Annotated in this window: 22 protein-coding genes; 12 read left to right on the forward strand and 10 right to left on the reverse strand. The window is 46.3% G+C overall.

Annotated features, from left to right (window positions below; all coding sequences use genetic code 11):
* The 7 genes from DPF93_RS12855 to rplI form a co-directional block, all read left to right on the forward strand.
* Nucleotides 1-238: EF-Tu C-terminal domain-related protein (locus DPF93_RS12855; protein WP_483050732.1), on the forward strand; the 238-nt coding region annotated here is incomplete at its 5' end.
* 329 nt (nt 239-567) lie between these two features.
* Nucleotides 568-756 (forward strand): (2Fe-2S)-binding protein, encoded by a 189-nt coding sequence (locus DPF93_RS12865; RefSeq protein WP_114766655.1) that lies wholly within the window; start codon nt 568-570, stop codon nt 754-756.
* 73 nt (nt 757-829) lie between these two features.
* The gene (gene bfr / locus DPF93_RS12870; RefSeq protein WP_114766553.1) at nt 830-1315 is read left to right on the forward strand and encodes a bacterioferritin; all 486 of its coding nucleotides are present in this window, start codon (nt 830-832) and stop codon (nt 1313-1315) included.
* A 211-nt stretch (nt 1316-1526) separates the two neighbouring features.
* Complete coding sequence (rpsF, locus tag DPF93_RS12875) at nt 1527-1895, forward strand: 30S ribosomal protein S6 (RefSeq protein ID WP_075652511.1); 369 nt, start codon at nt 1527-1529, stop codon at nt 1893-1895.
* A gap of 8 nt (nt 1896-1903) precedes the next feature.
* Nucleotides 1904-2206, forward strand: coding sequence for a primosomal replication protein N (gene priB, locus DPF93_RS12880; protein WP_075652512.1), 303 nt, complete (start codon nt 1904-1906; stop codon nt 2204-2206).
* Between the two features lie 16 nt (nt 2207-2222).
* On the forward strand, nt 2223-2450 hold the full coding sequence (gene rpsR / locus DPF93_RS12885) for a 30S ribosomal protein S18 (protein ID WP_000090472.1): 228 nt from the start codon (nt 2223-2225) through the stop codon (nt 2448-2450).
* Nucleotides 2451-2482: 32 nt separating this feature from the next.
* Nucleotides 2483-2935, forward strand: a complete 453-nt coding sequence (gene rplI / locus DPF93_RS12890) for a 50S ribosomal protein L9 (protein WP_114766554.1) — start codon at nt 2483-2485, stop codon at nt 2933-2935.
* 82 nt (nt 2936-3017) lie between these two features.
* Here the strand turns inward: rplI and DPF93_RS12895 are convergent, their stop codons facing one another.
* Nucleotides 3018-3779, reverse strand: a complete 762-nt coding sequence (locus tag DPF93_RS12895; protein ID WP_208638788.1) for a DUF481 domain-containing protein — start codon at nt 3777-3779, stop codon at nt 3018-3020.
* Between the two features lie 186 nt (nt 3780-3965).
* Between DPF93_RS12895 and DPF93_RS12900 the strand changes: the two genes are divergently transcribed.
* Complete coding sequence (locus DPF93_RS12900; RefSeq protein WP_114766555.1) at nt 3966-5378, forward strand: replicative DNA helicase; 1413 nt, start codon at nt 3966-3968, stop codon at nt 5376-5378.
* 4 nt (nt 5379-5382) lie between these two features.
* A complete protein-coding gene (gene alr, locus DPF93_RS12905; protein ID WP_208638789.1) occupies nt 5383-6468 on the forward strand; it encodes an alanine racemase in 1086 nt (361 codons plus the stop codon).
* Between the two features lie 66 nt (nt 6469-6534).
* Here the strand turns inward: alr and DPF93_RS12910 are convergent, their stop codons facing one another.
* Complete coding sequence (locus tag DPF93_RS12910) at nt 6535-6954, reverse strand: secondary thiamine-phosphate synthase enzyme YjbQ (RefSeq protein ID WP_114766557.1); 420 nt, start codon at nt 6952-6954, stop codon at nt 6535-6537.
* Between the two features lie 289 nt (nt 6955-7243).
* On the opposite strand from DPF93_RS12910, the gene pgi reads away from it, so the two are divergent.
* Complete coding sequence (pgi, locus tag DPF93_RS12915) at nt 7244-8896, forward strand: glucose-6-phosphate isomerase (protein WP_114766558.1); 1653 nt, start codon at nt 7244-7246, stop codon at nt 8894-8896.
* 623 nt (nt 8897-9519) lie between these two features.
* Here the strand turns inward: pgi and DPF93_RS12920 are convergent.
* The 8 genes from DPF93_RS12920 to msrA all read right to left on the reverse strand — a co-directional run bounded on the left by DPF93_RS12920 (nt 9520) and on the right by msrA (nt 15715).
* On the reverse strand, nt 9520-10416 hold the full coding sequence (locus DPF93_RS12920) for a TIGR03899 family protein (RefSeq protein ID WP_114766559.1): 897 nt from the start codon (nt 10414-10416) through the stop codon (nt 9520-9522).
* A 321-nt stretch (nt 10417-10737) separates the two neighbouring features.
* Entirely contained in the window at nt 10738-11238 is a 501-nt protein-coding gene (locus DPF93_RS12925) for a DUF3299 domain-containing protein (protein WP_114766560.1), read from the reverse strand.
* Between the two features lie 12 nt (nt 11239-11250).
* Nucleotides 11251-12510: an ABC transporter permease gene (locus DPF93_RS12930; protein WP_114766561.1), complete on the reverse strand. Its 1260-nt coding sequence runs from the start codon at nt 12508-12510 to the stop codon at nt 11251-11253.
* Nucleotides 12507-13214 (reverse strand): ABC transporter ATP-binding protein, encoded by a 708-nt coding sequence (locus tag DPF93_RS12935; protein WP_114766562.1) that lies wholly within the window; start codon nt 13212-13214, stop codon nt 12507-12509. The genes DPF93_RS12930 and DPF93_RS12935 overlap by 4 nt, the downstream gene beginning before the upstream one ends.
* A 62-nt stretch (nt 13215-13276) precedes the next feature.
* On the reverse strand, nt 13277-13978 hold the full coding sequence (gene zrgA, locus DPF93_RS12940) for a zinc uptake protein ZrgA (protein WP_114766563.1): 702 nt from the start codon (nt 13976-13978) through the stop codon (nt 13277-13279).
* A 99-nt stretch (nt 13979-14077) separates the two neighbouring features.
* Nucleotides 14078-14380: a DUF2607 family protein gene (locus tag DPF93_RS12945; RefSeq protein ID WP_244204723.1), complete on the reverse strand. Its 303-nt coding sequence runs from the start codon at nt 14378-14380 to the stop codon at nt 14078-14080.
* 70 nt (nt 14381-14450) lie between these two features.
* The gene (locus tag DPF93_RS12950) at nt 14451-15002 is read right to left on the reverse strand and encodes a YtfJ family protein (protein ID WP_114766564.1); all 552 of its coding nucleotides are present in this window, start codon (nt 15000-15002) and stop codon (nt 14451-14453) included.
* A gap of 89 nt (nt 15003-15091) precedes the next feature.
* Nucleotides 15092-15715, reverse strand: coding sequence for a peptide-methionine (S)-S-oxide reductase MsrA (gene msrA, locus DPF93_RS12955; protein WP_114766565.1), 624 nt, complete (start codon nt 15713-15715; stop codon nt 15092-15094).
* A 124-nt stretch (nt 15716-15839) separates the two neighbouring features.
* On the opposite strand from msrA, the gene tamA reads away from it, so the two are divergent.
* Nucleotides 15840-17555 (forward strand): autotransporter assembly complex protein TamA, encoded by a 1716-nt coding sequence (tamA, locus tag DPF93_RS12960; RefSeq protein WP_114766566.1) that lies wholly within the window; start codon nt 15840-15842, stop codon nt 17553-17555.
* On the forward strand, nt 17552-21307 hold the full coding sequence (tamB, locus tag DPF93_RS12965; protein ID WP_114766567.1) for an autotransporter assembly complex protein TamB: 3756 nt from the start codon (nt 17552-17554) through the stop codon (nt 21305-21307). Before tamA ends, tamB begins: the two co-directional genes overlap by 4 nt.
* The last annotated feature ends 15 nt before the right edge of the window (nt 21308-21322 follow it).

Genomic DNA, 21322 nt, shown 5'->3' on the forward strand with positions numbered 1-21322 from the left:
AGGTGGTCGTCACACTCCATTCTTCAAAGGCTACCGTCCACAGTTCTACTTCCGTACAACTGACGTAACTGGTGATATCTCTCTACCAGAAGGCGTAGAAATGGTAATGCCAGGCGACAACATCCAAATGACTGTTGAGCTAATCGCACCAATCGCAATGGACGAAGGTCTTCGTTTCGCGATCCGTGAAGGCGGCCGTACAGTAGGTGCTGGTGTTGTTGCTAAGATCTTCGCTTAATTCTTAAGAATTAAATGAAATCTAGCACACTTCTTCATTAGAAGAATGCGCATCTAGAGAAAGGGAAGCTTAGGCTTCCCTTTTTCATTTTGGTTATATGCTCAGAGCGTCATTTGTCTCACTGCCTATTCTTACGCATTTAGGTAAAACAAACGCTTATCTGCTCTCACTTCTCTTACCTCCCGCTTTTTCTCTACTCTAGGCTTTCTGCTGTTTAATTTGCCGATTTTTATATAACAAATTGGCATTAACAATTTTATAAATCTAACTGGTAGTAAGAACTATTCTTGTTTATATTGTTGCTTAAGCAGTTGTTGTTGGGGTTAGAAATGTACGTTTGCCTTTGTCATGGTGTGTCAGATAAAAAAATCAGACAGTTAGTTTTAGAAGAAGGCATGGCAGACATGCGTAGCATTAGACGCTGCACTGCACTTGGCTCACAATGTGGAAAGTGTGTTAAGCAAGCAAAGCAAATTCTCAACGAAACGGCACCACAAATGTATAAGCAGGCCAGTTAAAACTGGGCTTCGCCTTTTTGACTCTTTGTTGATCGCATCTACAGTTAAATGAATCAACAAGGAGGAACTCTCTATGAAAGGCGACCCGATCATCATTCAACATCTCAACAAAATACTCGGCAATGAACTCGTTGCCATCAATCAGTACTTTCTTCATGCCCGTATGTATAAAGATTGGGGCTTAAAGCATCTTGCGGATAAGGAATATCATGAGTCGATCGATGAGATGAATCATGCCGATCATCTGATTGAACGCATACTGTTTTTAGAGGGGCTTCCCAACCTACAAGACCTAGGTAAATTGATGATTGGTGAAGATACCCAAGAGATGTTGGAATGCGACCTAAAGCTAGAAATGATGGCGATTCCGGATCTCAAAGCGGCGATTGCTTACGCTGAAGATGTGCATGACTACGTCTCACGCGATCTGTTTCAAGATATTCTCGAAGATGAAGAAGAACATGTTGATTGGCTAGAGACTCAGCTAGGTCTGATTAAAATGACCGGCATTCAAAACTATCTACAGGCACAGTTCGTCGACGAAGATGACGACGATTAAACCTTTTCAAAATGCGCTCGTCTGTGCGGGCGCAGTCGATTTATCTGCTTGTTTTCCCCTTCTTTTCTCACCATTACATTTTGCTTGCTTAAACTGCTCTCTTTCTGTACTATTCGTGCTCTTAAATTCTCGGTCAATTATCTTTCGTTCCTTGCTTCCTCTGGATGACCGAGCCATTTGTGGAAGCTGAATAATCCGTAAGGAGCAACACATGCGTCATTACGAAATCGTATTCATGGTGCACCCAGATCAAAGCGAGCAAGTTGCTGGCATGATCGAGCGTTACACTGGTTCAATCACTGAAGCTGGCGGTACTATCCACCGTCTAGAAGACTGGGGCCGTCGTCAACTGGCTTACCCAATCAACAAGCTTCACAAAGCTCACTACGTTCTAATGAACGTTGAAGCTGACCAAGCTGTTATCGATGAGCTAGAAACTGCTTTCCGTTACAACGATGCAGTTCTACGCAACATGATCATGCGTACTAAAGCGGCTATCACTGAGCCATCAATCATGCTTAAACAGAAAGAAGAACGTTCTGCTAAGCGTGAAGAGCGTGCTGAAGCTGCAGCTGAGTAATTGATTGTATGACCAATCGAATGGAGCTGAGCGGCACTGTTGCTAAGCCTCCGATTCGTTCAAAAAGCCCTAGTGGAATCGAGCACTGCCGTTTTTGGTTAGAACATCGTTCCACTGTAATTGAAGCCGACTTACCACGCCAAGTTTATTGTCGTATGCCAGTCGTCGTCAGTGGGGCAAGGTCAACAGCATTCACTCAAAACTTAGTACAAGGCAGTAACATTAAGGTAGGGGGCTTTGTCGCTTACCAAACCGGCCGAAATGGCGTAGGTAAATTAGTGTTGCATGCCGACAACATTACTCAAATTTAAGATCAGGAGATAGCCCATGGCTCGTTTCTTCCGTCGTCGTAAATTCTGCCGTTTCACTGCAGAAGGCGTACAAGAGATTGATTACAAAGACGTAGCAACTCTTAAAAACTACATCACTGAAGCTGGTAAAATCGTTCCTAGCCGTATCACTGGTACAAGCGCTAAATACCAACGTCAACTAGCTCGCGCTATCAAGCGTTCACGCTACCTAGCACTACTACCGTACACTGACAAGCATCAGTAATCGGTCGGTTTATTAAGAAAGAGGATTAAACAATGCAAGTTATTCTACTTGATAAAATCGGTAACCTAGGTGGTCTTGGCGACACAGTAAACGTTAAATCTGGCTACGCTCGTAACTTCCTTATCCCTCAAGGTAAAGCGGTTATGGCTACTAAAGCTAACGTTGAAATGTTCGAAACTCGTCGTGCTGAACTAGAAGCTAAAGTTGCTGAGCAACTATCTGCTGCTGAAGCACGTGCAGAGCAAGTTAACGCTCTAGAAGCAGTTGTTATCGCATCTAAAGCTGGTGACGAAGGTAAACTATTCGGTTCTATCGGTACTCGTGACATCGCTGACGCAGTTACTGCTGCTGGCGTTGCAGTTGCTAAGAGCGAAGTTCGTCTTCCTGAAGGCGCTCTACGTACAACTGGTGAGTTCGAGATCAGCGTTCAACTTCACTCTGAAGTTTTCGCTACAGTTAACCTACAAGTTGTTGCTGCTGACTAATATCAGTATCAAGACGTATTTTAAAAGCACCTCTTTGAGGTGCTTTTTTTATGCCTGCATACCGTCCTGAATAAGGTTGAAGTTAGAAAGCGAACAGCAGGTTAACTGAAAAAATGCTGTCTGAGTTCTCTAAGCCCTCTGGTACGCGGTCATGATACTGGCGTGAGTAAGCTAGCTTGAGCGCAATATCTTCGGTAATGGCGTTGATCACACTAGCATCAGTATCGATACGCGTATTGCTATGACCAGAGACCAGCGTCATGGTCGCTTCGAAGGCTAAGTTATCTAGAGCTTGCCAGCGTGAGTTTATCTTGCCGCGAAAAATCGCCTCTTCTACGATGTCCGGGAAAATAATGTCGTCGTCATCAAGCTCATCTAAGTTGGGTTCTTGATAGCGGTAACCAGGTCCCACTTCGAGCTCCAATACGAAGGTTTCGGTATTGGCAAACTGATAACCCAAACCGCCTGATAAGGTATAGTCGCGGTAGTAGGCACTATAGCGAGAGTCAACGCCTTTAAAGCTGCCGTATAAGTAAGTCTTAGGGCTGAGCTTATAGTCGGTCTGCGCACTGTAGCTTGATTGGCGTTTGTCTTCTTCGCCATCTTTGTACAGCAGGTAAAATTTCCATTCACCGCTGGTACGGTGGCGCCCGCGAATATACTCAGCGTCAATGCGCGAGTTGAGGGATTCAGATTCAGAGTTGCCTGAGTGAGCTTGGTAACCAAACTCAACTTCACTCTTCCACGGCGATGGGACATCAATGTCACTAGCGGTGTCCGTTTCATGGGCGTGCGCAAATGTAGCACTTAATAAACCAAAACAGGCCAACCAAACTCTTGTCACACAGATCCTCGTCGTCATCAAAATAAGCGGGCGGTTAAAATAGCATGAAATGGTAATAGTAACGCACTGCAAATCGGTCAAGGGTAGGTTAATTATTGCAACAAGACGACAATCTTTGTAGCAATGGAAGACAAGCGTTCGATTCTCGCTATAATGATCGGTCATAGAAAGTAGTTGAGCAGAACCATGGCAGAGAACAGAGCGGATAATCGCAGACGTAATAAACCTGATGCACAAGTTGATGCAATCAAAGCACCACCACACTCGTTAGAGGCTGAGCAATCAGTAATTGGTGGTCTGTTGCTGGATAACGAGCGTTGGGATACGGTTGCCGAGCGAGTTGTCGCGCGTGATTTTTATAGTCGCCCACATCGCATTATATTTGAAGCGGTGCAGCGTATTCTCGAAGACAGCAAACCGCTGGACTTGATCACCCTGTCTGAATATCTCGAGCTGCATGAAAATCTCGAAGATGTCGGTGGTTTTGCCTACCTTGCTGACTTGGTAAAAAACACCCCAAGTGCTGCCAACATTAATGCCTATGCCGATATCGTCGCTGAGCGTGCTGTGGTACGTGAACTGATCGGCGTAGCAAATGAAATTGCTGATGCTGGCTATGATCCACAAGGTCGTTCTTCAGAAGATTTAGTTGATTTGGCTGAGAGCAAAGTATTTGCCATTGCCGAGTCGCGCACTAAAGAAAGTGATGGTCCACAAAACGTCGACAACATCCTAGAGAAAACCCTCGAGCGTATTGAGCTGCTGTACAAGTCGCCACAAGATGGCGTGACAGGGGTAGATACGGGCTTTACCGATCTGAATAAGAAGACCGCAGGTCTGCAAGGTTCGGATTTGGTGATTGTTGCCGCGCGTCCATCGATGGGTAAAACCACTTTTGCGATGAACTTATGTGAAAACGCCGCCATGGTGTCAGACAAGCCAGTGCTGATCTTTTCACTCGAGATGCCATCAGAACAGATCATGATGCGTATGTTGGCATCCTTGTCTCGCGTTGACCAAACCAAGATCCGTACCGGTCAATTAGACGATGAGGATTGGGCGCGTATTTCTTCGACCATGGGTATCCTAATGGAGAAGAAAAACATGTACATCGACGATAGCTCAGGTTTAACACCAACTGAAGTGCGCTCACGTGCTCGCCGAATTGCACGTGAACATGGTGGTTTATCGCTTATCATGGTCGACTACTTGCAGCTAATGCGTGTGCCAGCGCTATCCGATAACCGTACTCTAGAGATCGCCGAAATTTCTCGCTCACTCAAAGCACTGGCGAAAGAACTGAACGTGCCTGTAGTGGCGCTGTCTCAGCTCAACCGTTCCCTAGAGCAACGTGCTGATAAACGTCCAGTGAACTCAGACCTACGTGAATCTGGCTCTATCGAGCAGGATGCCGACTTGATCATGTTTATCTATCGCGATGAGGTGTATAACCCAGATAGTTCGATGAAAGGCACCGCAGAGATTATCCTTGGTAAGCAACGTAACGGTCCTATCGGTTCGGTCCGTTTGACGTTCCAAGGGCAATATTCACGCTTCGATAACTACGCGGGTCCGGCGTTTGATATGGATGACGAGTAATAATATGAGTTATATGAAGGCGGCGACCGCTCACGTCGATCTCGCCGCGCTGAAGCACAATTTGCAGCAACTAAAGCAGCAAGCTCCTAACAGTAAAATGATGGCGGTTGTTAAAGCCAATGGTTATGGTCATGGCTTAAATCAGATCGCCAGTAATGCTGATGCGGCGGATGCTTATGGCGTTGCACGTATTGAAGAAGCGTTACAGTTACGCGCTGCTGGCATTGTAAAACCTATCTTATTGTTGGAAGGTTTTTACTCGCCGGGTGATTTGCCAGTATTGGTTACTAATAATATTCAAACCGCAGTGCACTGTGTTGAGCAACTTGAAGCATTGGAAAATGCTATTTTAGAAACGCCAGTACAAGTGTGGCTGAAAATCGACAGTGGAATGCATCGTTTAGGCGTGCGTCCGGAACAACTCGATGATTTTATTACCCGTCTTAAAGCGTGTGAAAATGTCGCTCAACCGCTGCGTTATATCAGTCACTTTGCCAGTGCTGATGAGCTAGAAAAAGCCACCACTCATGAGCAAATTGAACTGTTCCGTTCGTTGACTGATGGTTGTAAAGGCGAGCGTTCTCTTGCCGCGTCAGCCGGCGTATTGGCTTGGTCTGAAAGTCACTTAGACTGGGTGCGTCCAGGTATCATTATGTATGGTGTGTCGCCATTTGCTGATAAATCAGCAGCAGAGCTAGGCTTTTTACCGGTAATGACCTTAAAGTCTCACATTATTGCGGTGCGCGAAGTGAAAAAGGGTGAAAGCGTTGGCTATGGTGGTAATTGGACGAGCGAACATGATACCAAAGTGGGCGTGATTGCGATTGGTTATGGTGACGGTTATCCGCGCACTGCGCCAAATGGCACACCGGTGTTTGTTAATGGTCGCAAAGCGCCTATTGCTGGTCGCGTTTCCATGGATATGCTTAGCGTCGATTTAGGTCCTGATGCCACCGATAAAGTCGGTGATGAAGTGATCCTCTGGGGTAAAGAGTTACCATCAGAAGAAGTCGCCGCACATATTGGCACTATCGCGTATGAGTTGGTGACCAAACTGACACCGCGTGTCGATATGGTCTATTCAAACTGATTTTCTAAAGGGAGCATTTGCTCCCTTTGTCGTTTTTATCGCCTAGTTCAATCCTCGCTGGCTGGGTTACTCACCCTGAATAGTCGCGATGATGCGGCGATTACCGCCTTGATCGCGATGCTCTCCTAAGTAAATACCCTGCCAGGTTCCCAAAGCGAGTCGACCATGACTGATTGGAATGGTGACGCTCGAACCTAAGGTCGAGGCTTTGATATGCGCTGGCATATCATCGTCGCCTTCATAGGTGTGTTGATAGTAAGGGGCACGTTCAGGCACATAATGATTAAAGTGCTTTTCCATGTCCGCGCGTACGGTCGGGTCGGCATTTTCATTGATGGTTAAACTTGCCGAGCTATGTTGAATAAATAGATGTAATAAACCTACTGAAATAGTATCTATCTGCGGTAACTGTTGTTCAATTTCATCAGTAATAAGATGAAAACCACGCGGTTTGGCGCGTAAAGTGATGCTTTTCTGTGACCACATAATCTTTCCTTACTCTATTATTTGGTAATTTAGCTCAGGCTGGCTAGGCTATTGACACGGGTTGCAAAATAGAACGGACATGAACTAAGCGATTGAACGTGATATAACTCAATGTGATTCACAAAGGGCTGAGCCATAATTGTCCTATGAAAAAAAATTACAAGCTCTTGTTTTAGCGCATTTAGCCCAAACATCTAGCTCAGAACCAAATTTTTTTGCTTAAAATCGGGGATTCCATAGTTTGTCTAAACTAAGGAATAAAACCTACTGTAACATCGGAATAGAGACCATGTTGAAAAATATTAACCCAACGCAAACTCAAGCGTGGAAAGCGTTAACAGCACATTTTGAATCTGCTCAAGATATGGATTTAACTGAGTTGTTCGCCAGCGATGCAGCACGCTTTGACAAGTTTTCTACTCGTTTTGGTAACGATCTTCTTATCGATTACTCAAAAAACCTAATCAATGAAGAAACGTTACAACATCTTTTTGCCCTAGCAAAAGAAACGGATCTTCAATCTGCGATTGAAGCGATGTTCAGTGGTGAAGCGATTAACCAAACTGAAGGTCGTGCAGTACTACACACTGCACTACGTAACCGTTCAAACAAACCTGTGATGGTTGATGGCGAAGACGTAATGCCAGCAGTAAATGCGGTTCTTGAGAAAATCAAATCGTTCACTGTGCGCGTAATTGGCGGTGAATGGAAAGGTTACACTGGCAAAGCAATCACAGATATCGTGAATATCGGTATCGGTGGTTCTGACCTAGGTCCTTACATGGTGACTGAAGCACTAGCACCATACAAAAACCACCTGAAATTACACTTTGTTTCTAACGTTGATGGTACCCACATCGTTGAAACATTGAAGAATGTAAACCCAGAAACGACGCTATTCTTGATCGCGTCTAAGACCTTCACAACTCAAGAAACCATGACCAACGCACACACTGCGCGTGACTGGTTCCTAGAGTCTGCGCAAGATCAAGCGCACGTTGCTAAGCACTTCGCAGCGCTTTCAACTAATGCGCCAGCGGTATCTGAATTTGGTATCGACACCGACAACATGTTTGAGTTCTGGGACTGGGTTGGTGGCCGTTACTCGCTATGGTCAGCAATCGGCCTTTCAATCGCTCTATCTGTAGGCTATGACAACTTTGTTGAGCTGCTAGATGGTGCGCACGAGATGGATAACCACTTCGTTGCAACAGATCTAGAAAGCAATATTCCAGTGATCTTGGCGCTAATCGGTATTTGGTACAACAACTTCCATGGCGCAGAAACCGAAGCGATCCTACCTTATGATCAGTACATGCACCGTTTCGCGGCGTACTTCCAGCAAGGTAACATGGAATCAAACGGTAAATACGTTGACCGTAACGGTAATGCAGTAACTTACCAAACAGGTCCAATTATCTGGGGTGAACCAGGTACTAACGGTCAGCACGCGTTCTACCAGCTAATCCACCAAGGTACTAAGCTGATCCCATGTGACTTTATTGCTCCAGCAATTAGCCACAACCCAGCAGGCGATCACCACCAAAAACTAATGTCGAACTTCTTCGCACAAACAGAAGCTCTAGCATTTGGTAAAACAGCTGAAACAGTACTGGCTGAATTCATCAAAGCAGGCAAGACGGAAGAAGAAGCGGCATCACTAGTACCATTCAAAGTATTTGAAGGTAACCGCCCAACTAACTCAATCCTAGTTAAGCAGATCACTCCGCGCACACTAGGTAACTTGATCGCGATGTACGAGCATAAGATCTTCGTACAAGGTGTGATCCTAAATATCTTCAGCTTTGACCAATGGGGTGTAGAGCTAGGTAAACAGCTAGCAAACCAAATCCTACCTGAGCTTGCTGATGAGTCTGCGATCGACTCTCACGATAGCTCAACCAATGGTTTGATTAACGCATTTAAAGCGTTCAAAGCGTAATAACCTGTATATTTGACGCTGCAGCGTTGTTGACTGCATAAATGCATCCTAGTCACATAGTTTTCTATGCTCCTAGGGTGCATTTTTTTGTCGCCTAGCTGCAACATCAACTATTTTGGTTATTGTTGATGAATGTGCATATTTGGCGCTGCAGCGTTGTTGACTGCATAAATGCATCCTAGTCACATAGTTTTCTATGCTCCTAGGGTGCATTTTTTTGTCGCCTAGCTGCAACATCAACTATTTTGGTTATTGTTGATGGATGTGCATATTTGACGCTGCAGCGTTGTTGACTGCATAAATGCATCCTAGTCACATAGTTTTCTATGCTCCTAGGGCGGATTTTTTTGTCGCCTAGCTGCAACATCAACTATTTTGGTTATTGGTGAAGGATGTGCATATTTGACGCCACAGCGTTGTTGCCTTCAGCGTCAGTTATCCTCAGTAAATAAAAACGCCAGCAGTAACATGCTGGCGTTTTTTCTCAACTCTCGTATTTCAACTCTTAAATCTAGGTTTTAGGCTCTGTTCGTAGCTCAGCCCGCTGAGCGTTCCCGCATCCCGAAGCAAAGCCCTTGCTTTGCGTTCCTGCTTTCTGCTCTCGCTTTGCGTTCCGCTCTTCGCTACACCGTATGATGAACCGTGCTCTTTACTTCGGTTTGAATGGTAAATTTTTGCCCTAATAACGCGACGAGTTGATCGTAGTACTGTGTATTGGGTTTGTTGCCGAGCAATTTGCACAGCTCGTTACCGGTTGGTGAGAAGCGATAATAGAGCAGTCTCACGCCTTTACCATGTACTTGCAGCGATAGGTTCTTACCTTGATAAATCATAGGCAGGGCTGAATCGAGTTCAATTTCACCAGACTCTAATTCGGTACCATGCATCAAGCCGAGTTCAAACAAAACTAAGAGGCTGGAGTAGGGCAGTTGGAAGCTACCAACATTGATATTGTTGGTGATGGTGCGTTTGCCAAAGCTGAATAATCCGCCTTGAGCACGAAACCCAACCAGTAGTTTGCGACTGCTATCATGCCCAAAACTGCACGCGAGCGAGGCAGCGCGCTGCAGAATTTGCGCTTCTTTAGGCGCCATATCATGCAGCACCTTAAGCGCCTTCATCGAGGTTGAGCCAGGGTTGGTCACTTCACGCTTAAAGACTTGTGCCCATAGACGTTGCATCGCGGGGTTATGTACCTCTTGCGCCATGTCAAAGAAGCGGTACAGCCAATCTTGGTCAGGCTCTCCGGCTGTTTCGTCACTGCATGAGACATGAGCGAGTTTGAGGATTTGCTCGAGGTTCTTTTGTCTTTGCTCGCGGCGTCGGCGCTCACGTAGTAGCGCTCGCTCCAAGGCAGGCTTTTGTGGCGATTCTTTTTGCAGTAATGCGTCTAAGCCATGAGCTTGGGCAATATGCAGCACGCGACTGGCACTATCTTTGACGTAGCTGGATTTTTTTTCCTGACGACTATCCGCTTTCGGCTCGTGTTCAAGGGTGACGGGTTTGTTGCTCTCAGACATGATGTTACCTTAACCAACAGTAATGTTTGCCTAAAATCTTATGCGCACTTGGGTATATAACTGTACCGCGTTCAACCGGTTGCTGCCAGAGAAACTAATGTGAGGGCGTTAAGCAAAATTCACTATCTCAATTGATAATAATTTGTTAAAGTTGTTATCGTGATTAGTGAGGTGTACATGAAGTTTTCGCTTGATAATAAACTAAAAAAACACCTGTCAATCGCCTTGCTGCTACTGGTTTATGTTGCAGTGCTAGTGTATCTCTCTAGATACCTGATATAACAAGGAAGATTAACAGGTTGTTAAATTGTTAATTAAATTCTAGTAGTCATCATATTCGGCAATCTCGGTGCCTTCGATAAGGTAAGCCGTTTCTGCCAGCTCATGGTTGAGCGTCTCTGTTTTTAAGGTCCCTATTACGTAAATGACATCCCAAAGCTGCTGTATTGGTGCACCTGATGGGAATTTAACGTAAATGATCTGGTTCGGTGGCGGTGGCGGTACATGGATACACGCGCCAAAATAAGGCACCAACAAAAACTCAGTGATCTTTTCATCATCCCCTTCCAGTGGAATTACAAAGCCAGGTATTTTGACTTTGCTACCACTAAGCTCCTGACGCACCGTTCCCACTTTTGATTGCTGCATGGCGCCGCCAGAGTGGTCAGTGATCATTGGCATCCCCATGGAATCAAACTGATTACGCTCCGACTCAGGGATCAAATCAATCCAATCTAAGGTTAAGGTATCGTCACTTGCTAGGGTAGTGAGTGGAAGCGCTAAGCTAAATAAAGAGCAAAGCAGCACGATTACTTTTTTCATTTTTACACCTAATTACACACGTATCGTCATACCATCACTGAGAGACTGACGGTAGGCTCGCAGCGCGGGGAAAATGCCAATCACTGTACCGGCAAATTGCACCGCAGCGATCAAAGCGAATTCATGATTAGAGAGCATCACTAGTGGCAGTTGGATACCATAGTTTTGCGTTACAAACGGACCGACTAGCGCCAGAATGCCGTAGAGCATAGTGATGCCGACCAGAATACCTACGAAGGTCAAGACACTCGCTTCGAGGATCAATAAGCTAAAGATATGTCTTGGTCTGGCTCCCATTGCTCGCAGGATTGCCATTTCGCGGCGTCGTTCTTGCAAACTTGTGAGTAGGCTCGAGAGCATGCCTAGTAAGCCAGCAACGACAACAAAGCCTGAAACCACCATCAATGCTTGCTCGGCAACTGACATCATGCCCCACAACTCATGTAAGGCGACACCAGGTAAAATGGCACTCAGTGGCTCTTGTGGGTAGGTATTGATCTGGCGTTGCAGGGCAAAAGTTTGAATGCGCGACTTAAGACCGATCAACATTGCTGTGATCTGTTTGGGCTGAAAGTTATGTTGTTCAAGCTGCTCGGCTGTTGGCGTAGGACCAAGTCTTGCCCCTGACTCCCAGCCAACATGGATCGCTTCAATCGCCTCGAGTGAAACATGCACGGTTTTGTCTACCGGAGTGCCTGTTGGAGCAAAAATCCCCACTACTTTAAACGGTAAATTATCGTGGCGGCTAAAACCGACATCGCTAATGCCATGAGCAATAATGATTTCACTGCCAATTTGATAGCCGAGCTTTTTCGCCACATCGGCGCCAATCACAGTTTCAAATAAGCCGGTAAAAGGGCGACCTTGCGCCAATTCGAGATTTTGCTTGTTGCCGTAACGATAATGTTCAAAGTAGCTATGGTTAGTGCCTAGAACGCGAAAGCCTTTGTGCGAATCACCAAGAGATAGCGGGATGGTCCAATCTACCGAGCGATGCTGGCTGAACTCCTCGAAACTCTTCCAGTCGATGTTGTTGGTGGCATTGCCAATCCGAAAGACGGAATAGAGCAGTAAGTTCACTTGCCCTGATCGCCCGCCAACAATTAGATCGGTGCCGGAGATGGTATTGGCAAAACTGGTTTTAGCTTGGGTGCGAATACGTTCGACGCCAAGTAACAGTACCAGTGAGACGGCAACCGTTAAAATAGTTAAACATGCCGTTAGGCGGCGGTTGTTAACGCTTTTCCACGCCAACATTAAGGTCGGGCTCATGCTAACTCCCCAGCTTGGTTGACTTGGCGCAGATCGATATTGCGATCAAACAGCGGCTCTAAGGTTGGATCATGGCTAACAAACACTAAGGTTGCGTCAACTTGATTAGCTTGCTCAAGTAACAGCTCGATAAAAGCAGTGCGATTGTCATGATCCAGCGACGAAGTGGGTTCATCGGCAATGATTAATGGTGGGTTGCCGATCAAAGCGCGCGCGGCAGCGACACGTTGTTGCTGACCAATACTGAGTTCAACCACCGGCTTGTGTAACAAGGCTGGGCTTAGGTGCAGTTTAGTTAGTAGCTCTTCTGCTCGCTGCTCTAGTGGTGCTGCAACTCTTGTTAGGCGCTGCTTAGAGAAGCGACAAGGCAAGGTGACATTATCAATCACACTTAGGTAAGGCAGTAGATTGAACTGCTGGAAAATATAGCCAATATTGTCGGCGCGAAAGCGGTCACGCTGCCTACTGCTCAGCTGACTAAGATCCTCACCAAGGATCGTAACGCTGCCATTTTGAGCTTGGTTAATACCGGTCAAAAGCCCAAGTAGGGTGGATTTGCCACAGCCACTTGGACCTTTAATAAATAAGTGCTCGCCACGTTGTACTTGTAGTTGGTCAATCACTAACGTCGGGCTTGGGTTATTCGCCCAAGTGAACTGCACATTTTGGAGGTGAATCACCTGCTGAAAAGCGGTGTTATCCATTGAGTCTTCCAATCAAAATCAATGACAAAAGAGCTTGGCATGATTGCCAAGCTCATTAGCAATTACAGCTTAATCGTGCTGTTTTTTGCGTTTAACTCTAGCGCAGTTTGCGCCTTGTCAGTCAGTACGTTGGCGCGTACTTTCTCTGTGCTTGGGAATAAGCTAAACCACGCCGTATCAATCTGCTGTAATTTACTGATGTCAGCGCACTGGTAGTGATATTCGATGGTAAATTCACCGTGCCCACCTTTTTCATGATCGTGCCCTGCGTGGTCATCATGCCCCTTATGCTCATCGTGTCCGTGATGATCGTCATGGTCACTGTGTGCGTCATGCTCATGGTGGTCAGCATGTTTTTCTTGATGCTCGTGATGATGCTTATCATCATGATGGTCGTGGTCGTGGTCGTGGTCGTGGTCGTGGTCGTGGTGCTCATCTTCGCCAAGAGTGTGACTTACCGAGACATGCTCAATCTTACATCCCGCTGCAGCGCTAAGGGTGAGGACGTCAGTTGGCTGTTTAAGTTGTGCAACGGCTTTTTCCAATGCCTGCTTTTGCGCATCGTTTTCAGGTGCATGCTCAAAACCAACAACATCAGCGCCAGGCGCGGTGATCTCTAAAAGTAGCTCATTACCATCTTGAGCAATATTAAACTCTACCTCACCATGCACATGAGCGTCATGCTGACGAAAGCCTTCTTCCGCGATAGCAGAATGAGCAAAAACTAAACCAAGGGCGAGAGCAATCGGAGAAAACTTGTTCATTTTATTTTCCTAGAACTTATCAAAATATGTCGCGATACCCACAAACAGTTGTGAGATTTCGTGGTACCGAATCAGTACCAAAGAGTAAATCAGTTGTATTTAGATAAGCTTAGGTGGTGCGCGAGCAATTTGCGCGATCACCGGAACCTCGAGGTATTGGTATACAGCAAGCGAAGGTGGAGGTTCGTTGGTGAAGTTGATAAGTTGCGCGGTTGCGCTCGACTTGGCGCCATGCACGACGCTAGCAAATAGCTGACAGTGATGGTGCTCGTGATGGGAAATATCCAAATCCAGTTGGTGATGAATGACCGCTAAGTTTGTCCATAGCAACAGCATGACTGTACAAAGTACAACCATCAGCTTGCGCAGTGACAATAAACTAAAGCGAGATATCACGGTCATCAATCCAACTAAAACGGAGTTGTTATACTATAACAACTCCGCTTACAAACGTCAGGATAAATTTAAATCCTTACAGATTTTGTGTAATTAGCTCAAGAACTTGCTGAATTTCACCTGCTGAAAGCTGACCTTCTTTAACAAACAAGATCTTACCTTGCTTGTCTTGTACCACAATCGCCGAAGATTCCGCTGCTAGTTGCCACTTATTAGCGGCAACACCTTCTTCATCGAGCACCATTGAAGACCATGGGAACTCGACTTTGCTATCTTCAGCCGATGATTTTACGAATGAGCCCGTACCCCAGATGGCATCATCTTGGTTGATAATGGTGGTGGTTTGGTAGCTATCAGTTGGGAACTTTGACGCGGTGATCGCCGCCATTAGTGGCGCATTCATCTCTTTGGCACTGCTGCGGCCAGCGATAGCTTGTACGACACGCACTTTACCAAGCATGTCGTTGCTGCTCCAAGCTTGATAAACCATGTCATTATTTTTCACTAGAATCTCACCGTGCGCTGCGATATCAACGCTCGGTAGAGTCTCACCAACAGTGAGATTGTGTGCTGAAGCAAACATTGGAGAGCATGCAATAGCCAGCGCAAGTAGAGTTTTGTTTGTCATTATTTTCTTCCTGTTTTAGTCATGCTAAATGCGTAGACAAACTAAAGTATATACTCAAATCTCAGTTTCACTAGCCAGACCATGGTCGACTATGGCTGTGGAGGGAAACACACGCCAGTACCGCCTAAACCACAGTAACCGTTGGGATTTTTTGCTAAATATTGCTGGTGGTAGTTTTCGGCAAAATAGTAGTGATCTGCTGGTGCGATTTCAGTAGTGATGACGCTATTGCCGAGCAAGGCTTGGTAATCACTTTGGCTTTGTTTTGCCAGTGCGTGTTGCGCTGAATCATAGGTGTAAATCACTGAACGATATTGTGTGCCTCTATCATTGCCTTGGCGCATTCCCTGAGTGGGGTCATGACGCTCCCAAAATTTATGCAGCAAGCTTTGTAGTGAGACCTGGCGCTCGTCAAACACCACACGTACAACTTCAGCGTGCCCGGTCTGTCCGCTGCAGACTTCTTCATAACTTGGGTTTGATGTGTAGCCACCAGCATAGCCAACCGAGGTACTTATCACGCCATCGATTTGCCAAAAGAGTCGCTCTGCTCCCCAGAAGCAGCCCATGCCAAATAGAATCTCCTGTTGGTGCTCTGTCAGCGGAGCTTTAATTTGACTGCCGTTAACAAAATGCGTGTCATCAATCAGCATCTCTTGGCTACGTCCAGGCAAAGCCAACTCAGGTGTTACAAGGGTTTGTTTATCTAACATACGACTTTCCTTACTCTAATTGTTCTAAACAAGACCGGGAAATTAACCTTTTTCCTACAGACGAATTTGATAACTCACGTTATCATTTAGTACAAACAATACGTAACAAAAGTGCCAAAAGTCCATGATTAAAAAGCCATTAGCTCTTGTCCTTGCTTTGCTATGCATGCCCTGTGTAGCGATGGCGAGTGGCGTGAAGCTATCGATTGAGGGCTTAAAAGGCAAAGTAGAAGAAAACGTAAATGTTTATCTTTCCTCAATTCCGCAGAAAGAGTACGACACTTCATTGCGTTTCCAAGCTCGCTTAGAGCGTAATATTACTGAAGCTTTGAATGCGTTAGGTTATTACCATCCTCAGTTTGATTTTCATGTATCTGATAAAGGCGACAAGCTGACGGTTAAGGTTACTCCGGGTACACCGACGTTGATCAAGCAGCTCGATATTGAATTTGCCGGTGAAGCCAAACAAGACCCAGATTTTGCCGATTTAGTTAAAAATAGCGGCTTGAAAATAGGTAAACGCCTCAATCACGGAGCCTACGACTCACTTAAGTCAGGCATCCGCAATCTTGCTTTGCAAAAAGGCTATTTTGATGGTGACTTCACTCTTAACCGTTTAGAGGTGTCACCCGAGCTCAACCAAGCCTATATCAAACTGCATTATGACAGCGGGATACGTTATCACTTCGGTGATACCATGATAACTGGTAGCCAAATCGAAGAAGACCGCGTCCATTCATTAGAGCCATACAAAAAAGGTGAGCCGTACTTGGTGACCCAAGTGGGTGAGTACAACCAAAACCTTTCTAATACCGATTGGTTCTCGTCGGTATTTGTTGAGCCTGATTTAACTATGCTCGGTAAAGGGCGTGAGTTGCCGATCAAGGTCTCGCTTGCCCCGCAAGCGCGCAACAAGCTGGAAACTGGTATTGGTTACTCAACAGACGTTGGAGTGCGAGGTTCGCTGAAATGGAAAAAACCCTGGGTGAATTCACGCGGGCACAGCTTCGATAGTAGTTTTTCGCTCTCGCAACCTGAACAGACTATTACTGCTGGTTATCGCATCCCGTTAGAAGATGTTTTAAACGATTACTATCGTATTCAATATGGTATGAAAAACGTCGATAACCGGGACACCAAAAGTTTGGAATCGAATCTGGCGTTAGAGCGGCATTGGACGCTCGATAATGGTTGGCATCGCACGGTATTTATTCGTTACTTGCTGGAAAACTACGAGCAAGGTATTCAAGATGATAATGCCCAGTTCCTCTTACCCGGGATTTCGTTTAACCGTACCCGTGCGCGTGGTGGCTCAATGCCGAGCTGGGGTGATAAACAAACATTGACGGTTGAATATGGTAACCCTAAAGCGATGTCAGAAACGGAAGTGCTGCGCTTAATTGGTGGTATGTCGTGGATTCGTAGTGCCGGAGAAAACCATCGCGGTATTTTACGTTTTGGCGGCGGTGCTAACTTAGTTGATGACTTTGATAAGTTATCACCTTCATTGCGTTTCTTTGCTGGTGGCGACAATAACTTGCGTGGTTATGGCTACGAGTCGATCTCGCCACGAGATAGCAGTGGCGCGCTTACTGGTGCTAAGTTTGTCGCTGTGACCTCACTGGAATACAACTACCGCTTGGTCGGTAACTGGTGGGGTGCGATGTTCTACGATTATGGTGATGCGTTTAATGACACTCCGGATTTTAAACGTGGTGTCGGGGTTGGGATCCGCTGGGCATCGCCGGTTGGTCCAGTTCGTTTAGATTTTGCTTGGGGGCTAGATGCAACGCCGGGCGATGAGTTTCAATTGCACTTTACGTTAGGTCCAGAGCTATGACCAAGATGGTATTAAAGTGGTCAAAGTGGCTGTCTTTGTCTGTGTTAGGCTTAGTGTTGGCGCTGCTGCTAACACTGGGCTTTTTGCTGTTTACCCACACCGGGCTTGGCGTGGTGCTTTCTACTTCCGAGCGATTCGTTCCGCAGCTCCAAGTCGGTGAATATCAAGGGGCGATTTTCCCGCGTTTCACCTTAAAGCAAGTGCGCTATCAAGATGAACAATTGCATGTTGATACATCGATTGACTCGCTCACATTGGCTGTTCGGGCGGCATGTCTAACGGAGCCTAGTCTGTGTGTTGATGAGGTGGCGCTACAAGGCGTTAAGTTTTCTTTAACTCAATTGCCGCAAGCGAGCGAAACCAGCGAGCCAGATAACAGTTCGACCGGTGCTATTACAACGCCAATCCCAATTCGCGTAAGCAAAGTTTTGTTCGAAGATATAGATCTTGATGTACTGGGAAATCAAATCCAGTGGCGAGTTTTCGAGACAGGACTGCTGTTTCAAGGTAACCGCTTAAAGGTAGATAAAACCTTACTCTACGATCCTTACATCAAACTCGCGCCCTCGACGAATGAGCCTGCGCCTCAAGACACCTCAAAGAACACTGAGCCGAGTGCGATTGTATTACCCGATGTTGAGCTGCCACTGGCCATCGAGTTGTCGCGGTTAGATGTGAATAAATTTAAACTCGATCAAGTTTCTCCGGTGATCGTTAAGCACTTAGGTTTATCGGCGATTGCAGCCGGCTATGATGTGACGGTTTCAACCTTAGAGTTGGATATGCCGGAGGTTACGGGCGAGCTCAAAGGCAAAGTGACATTAAAGCAAGGCTATCCGCTTAAGCTAGATGTTAAAGCCACGCTGGGTATCGATCCGGTTAAAGGTCAGCAGGTGGAATTAAGTGCGGATGGCAGTGTTGAGAAGTTAGCCTTACAAGCCAAACTGCGCAAACTCATCACCGCAGATATCGAAGCGAATGTAGAGCCGTTAGATCCGGATGTGCCATTTGCCATCACAGTCGATCAATTGAAAGCGCAGTGGCCATTGAGTGGTACGGCAGATTACCAAGCGGATGTTACGAGTTTTAGTGGCAAAGGATCGTTGCAAGGCTACAACGTCGAACTGCAAGGGCAAGCGAAAGGTCAGCAAATCCCAGATGTTGCGCTCGACTTGAAAGGTAAGGGCGATTTATCCCAGCTAACGTTGAGTTCGCTGGATATTAAGAGTTTAGGTGGCTCGGTAGTAGGGCAAGCGATGGTCAATTGGCAAGCTCCGCTTAATTGGTCTGCCGCTCTTACCCTCGACAATATTCAGCCCGGGCTGCAATGGCAACAAGCGGAAGGCAATATTAGCGGTAAGTTAAGCACTACTGGTAGCTTAACCAAGCAAGGTGGTTGGCAAGTCTCACTGCCGATGTTGGATATTGATGGTATTTTGCGTCAATACCCACTCAATATTGTCGGTTCATTGGATGTCTCCGATCGTAAAGGCAAAGGCATTCTGTCATTGCAAACGCCCAAGTTAGTTTTATCACATGGTCCAAATTCGATTGAAGCCAACGGCATGTTAGAACAGCAGTGGGATATGGATGTACGCCTGAATCTGCCTGAGTTAGCCAAATCGGTTCCGGAGTTAAAGGGCAGTGCCTTTGGCACGATTCAAATGAGCGGCAAGCTTGCCGAACCGAAAGTCGTGGCAGATCTAGCGGTGAATAAGATTGATTGGCGTGGTGAAGCGCAAGTGGAATCACTGCTGTTAACTGGTGATGTTGTGCCGTTACCCGCGCCGCACGGCAAGGCAACACTCGTCGTTAAAGGTGCCAATTACCAAGGCACTGAAATTGATGATGTGACGTTGCAAGCAGCTGGGACAGAACAAGCCCATGAAGTCACGTTGGATATTAACTCTCAACTTTTAAAGGCGAGCCTAGCGCTGAGTGGCAATCTTGTTATGCAGCCAGAGCTAAAATGGATAGGGCAGCTGCAGCGCGTGGATTTTCTCAGCGAGCAAGGTGAGTGGCGTCTTGAAGAGGCGACTCGCCTTGGCTTTGATATGGCAACGCAGCAGGCGTTTGTTGCCGCTCACTGTTGGCGTCAGGACAACTCCAATATTTGTTTAGACAAAGATATTGAAGTAGGTACTAGTGGTGAAGCTCAGCTATCGATTAACCAATTTAATTTTAAGCAGTTGGCGATGTTTGTGCCGCAAAAAACACAACTTGCAGGCTCTCTAGATGGATTGGTGTGGGCGAAATGGGCTCCAGGTAAAGCGCCAGAGCTTAAAGCCTCGATTAGCCTCCCCAAGGGCTCGGTGACGCAACGCTTAGAGCAACCGCTAGTGTTTGGTTGGGATAGTGTCAAACTCGATAGCACTATTGCTGATGGTAAGTTACAAGCGAATTGGTTATTTGATGTGACCGACAATGGTGACATCAGTGGTGAGATGACCATTCCAGATATTCAAGCGCAAGATAAACAGATCGATGCTCGTTTAGCTCTGGGAACATTCAACCTCGATTTTCTCAATGTATTGGTTGGGGAATACAGCCAGCTTAAATCCAATATTGAGACCGACTTGAAGATCTCTGGACCACTGCTACATCCACAGGTCAATGGTCAGTTTAAGATTGATGATATGTTGTTACATGGCGACATTTCACCGATTGAAGTCGACTCTGGTGGATTAACCATTAATTTTAGTGGCTATCAAGCGGATTTGAATGCAGCACTACAAACTCCTGATGGAGAGTTGAAAGTGACGGGGGATGCGAATTGGCAAGATCTGCAAGATTGGCGCAGTCAAATGCGGGTATTTGCTGATGAGCTGAAGGTTGTAGTACCACCGATGGTGAAAGTAAAAGTGATGCCGGATATGACTATTTCAGCTTCACCGAAGCATGCCCGTATTGATGGTAAGATCGCCCTACCATGGGGACGAATTGTGATTGATGAACTGCCACCAAGTGCGGTGAGTGTGTCAAAAGACCAAGTCATCGTTGATGCCAAGGGCAAGCCAATCAAAGAAGACACTGTAGTGCCGTTTGATATTGAAACCAACATTAATATTAAGATTGGTGACGACTTTAAACTGTCTGCCTTTGGGCTTGAGGGCGGTCTAGTTGGTGAGTTAAATGTTACGCAGAAGAACAAAGGTCCGTTTATTGTCGGTGAAGTCAATGTGGAAGATGGTTCTTATAAATCGTTTGGGCAAGACTTGCTGATCACTGAAGGCAAGATCTTAATGAATGGCCCAGCGGATCAGCCATATGTGCAAATCACAGCGATCCGTAACCCGGATAATACTCAAGATGATGTGACTGCCGGGGTCAAAGTGACAGGACCTGCCGATGAGCCGCAGTTAACCATTTTCTCTGATCCTGCCATGCCGCAAGCTAATGCTCTTTCTTACCTGCTGCGCGGGCAAGATATTGATGGCGAATCGGGTGGTAATGCGATGACCACGACACTGATCGGTTTGAGCCTTGCCAAGAGTGGTAAAGTGGTTGGTGAGCTCGGTGAAGCGTTTGGCGTGCAAGATTTGCAACTGGATACTGCAGGCTCTGGTGATGAGTCGCAAGTAACGGTCAGCGGCTATGTTCTGCCGGGGTTGCAAGTTAAATATGGGGTAGGGATTTTTGACTCAGTCGGGGAATTTACGGTGCGCTATCGCCTAATGAAAGATCTCTACTTAGAAGCGGTTTCGGGGCTAGATAGTGCCGTCGATCTGCTCTACCAATTTGAGTTTAATTAAGTAAGGGGAACACTG

Origin of the sequence: Vibrio rhodolitus, from assembly GCF_003350325.1 — a bacterium.
Lineage (GTDB): Bacteria > Pseudomonadota > Gammaproteobacteria > Enterobacterales > Vibrionaceae > Vibrio > Vibrio rhodolitus.

What these genes read in the sequence shown, in the direction of transcription:
- DPF93_RS12935 (WP_114766562.1), bottom strand. Translation starts at nt 13,214, where the DNA reads ATGGATAACACCGCTTTTCAGCAGGTGATTCACCTCCAAAATGTGCAG.
- DPF93_RS12865 (WP_114766655.1), top strand. Translation starts at nt 568, where the DNA reads ATGTACGTTTGCCTTTGTCATGGTGTGTCAGATAAAAAAATCAGACAG.
- tamB (WP_114766567.1), top strand. Translation starts at nt 17,552, where the DNA reads ATGACCAAGATGGTATTAAAGTGGTCAAAGTGGCTGTCTTTGTCTGTG.
- bfr (WP_114766553.1), top strand. Translation starts at nt 830, where the DNA reads ATGAAAGGCGACCCGATCATCATTCAACATCTCAACAAAATACTCGGC.
- DPF93_RS12920 (WP_114766559.1), bottom strand. Translation starts at nt 10,416, where the DNA reads ATGTCTGAGAGCAACAAACCCGTCACCCTTGAACACGAGCCGAAAGCG.
- alr (WP_208638789.1), top strand. Translation starts at nt 5,383, where the DNA reads ATGAGTTATATGAAGGCGGCGACCGCTCACGTCGATCTCGCCGCGCTG.
- rpsR (WP_000090472.1), top strand. Translation starts at nt 2,223, where the DNA reads ATGGCTCGTTTCTTCCGTCGTCGTAAATTCTGCCGTTTCACTGCAGAA.
- DPF93_RS12950 (WP_114766564.1), bottom strand. Translation starts at nt 15,002, where the DNA reads ATGACAAACAAAACTCTACTTGCGCTGGCTATTGCATGCTCTCCAATG.
- DPF93_RS12910 (WP_114766557.1), bottom strand. Translation starts at nt 6,954, where the DNA reads ATGTGGTCACAGAAAAGCATCACTTTACGCGCCAAACCGCGTGGTTTT.
- DPF93_RS12900 (WP_114766555.1), top strand. Translation starts at nt 3,966, where the DNA reads ATGGCAGAGAACAGAGCGGATAATCGCAGACGTAATAAACCTGATGCA.
- DPF93_RS12945 (WP_244204723.1), bottom strand. Translation starts at nt 14,380, where the DNA reads ATGACCGTGATATCTCGCTTTAGTTTATTGTCACTGCGCAAGCTGATG.
- zrgA (WP_114766563.1), bottom strand. Translation starts at nt 13,978, where the DNA reads ATGAACAAGTTTTCTCCGATTGCTCTCGCCCTTGGTTTAGTTTTTGCT.
- msrA (WP_114766565.1), bottom strand. Translation starts at nt 15,715, where the DNA reads ATGTTAGATAAACAAACCCTTGTAACACCTGAGTTGGCTTTGCCTGGA.
- pgi (WP_114766558.1), top strand. Translation starts at nt 7,244, where the DNA reads ATGTTGAAAAATATTAACCCAACGCAAACTCAAGCGTGGAAAGCGTTA.
- rpsF (WP_075652511.1), top strand. Translation starts at nt 1,527, where the DNA reads ATGCGTCATTACGAAATCGTATTCATGGTGCACCCAGATCAAAGCGAG.
- tamA (WP_114766566.1), top strand. Translation starts at nt 15,840, where the DNA reads ATGATTAAAAAGCCATTAGCTCTTGTCCTTGCTTTGCTATGCATGCCC.
- DPF93_RS12930 (WP_114766561.1), bottom strand. Translation starts at nt 12,510, where the DNA reads ATGAGCCCGACCTTAATGTTGGCGTGGAAAAGCGTTAACAACCGCCGC.
- priB (WP_075652512.1), top strand. Translation starts at nt 1,904, where the DNA reads ATGACCAATCGAATGGAGCTGAGCGGCACTGTTGCTAAGCCTCCGATT.
- DPF93_RS12925 (WP_114766560.1), bottom strand. Translation starts at nt 11,238, where the DNA reads ATGAAAAAAGTAATCGTGCTGCTTTGCTCTTTATTTAGCTTAGCGCTT.
- rplI (WP_114766554.1), top strand. Translation starts at nt 2,483, where the DNA reads ATGCAAGTTATTCTACTTGATAAAATCGGTAACCTAGGTGGTCTTGGC.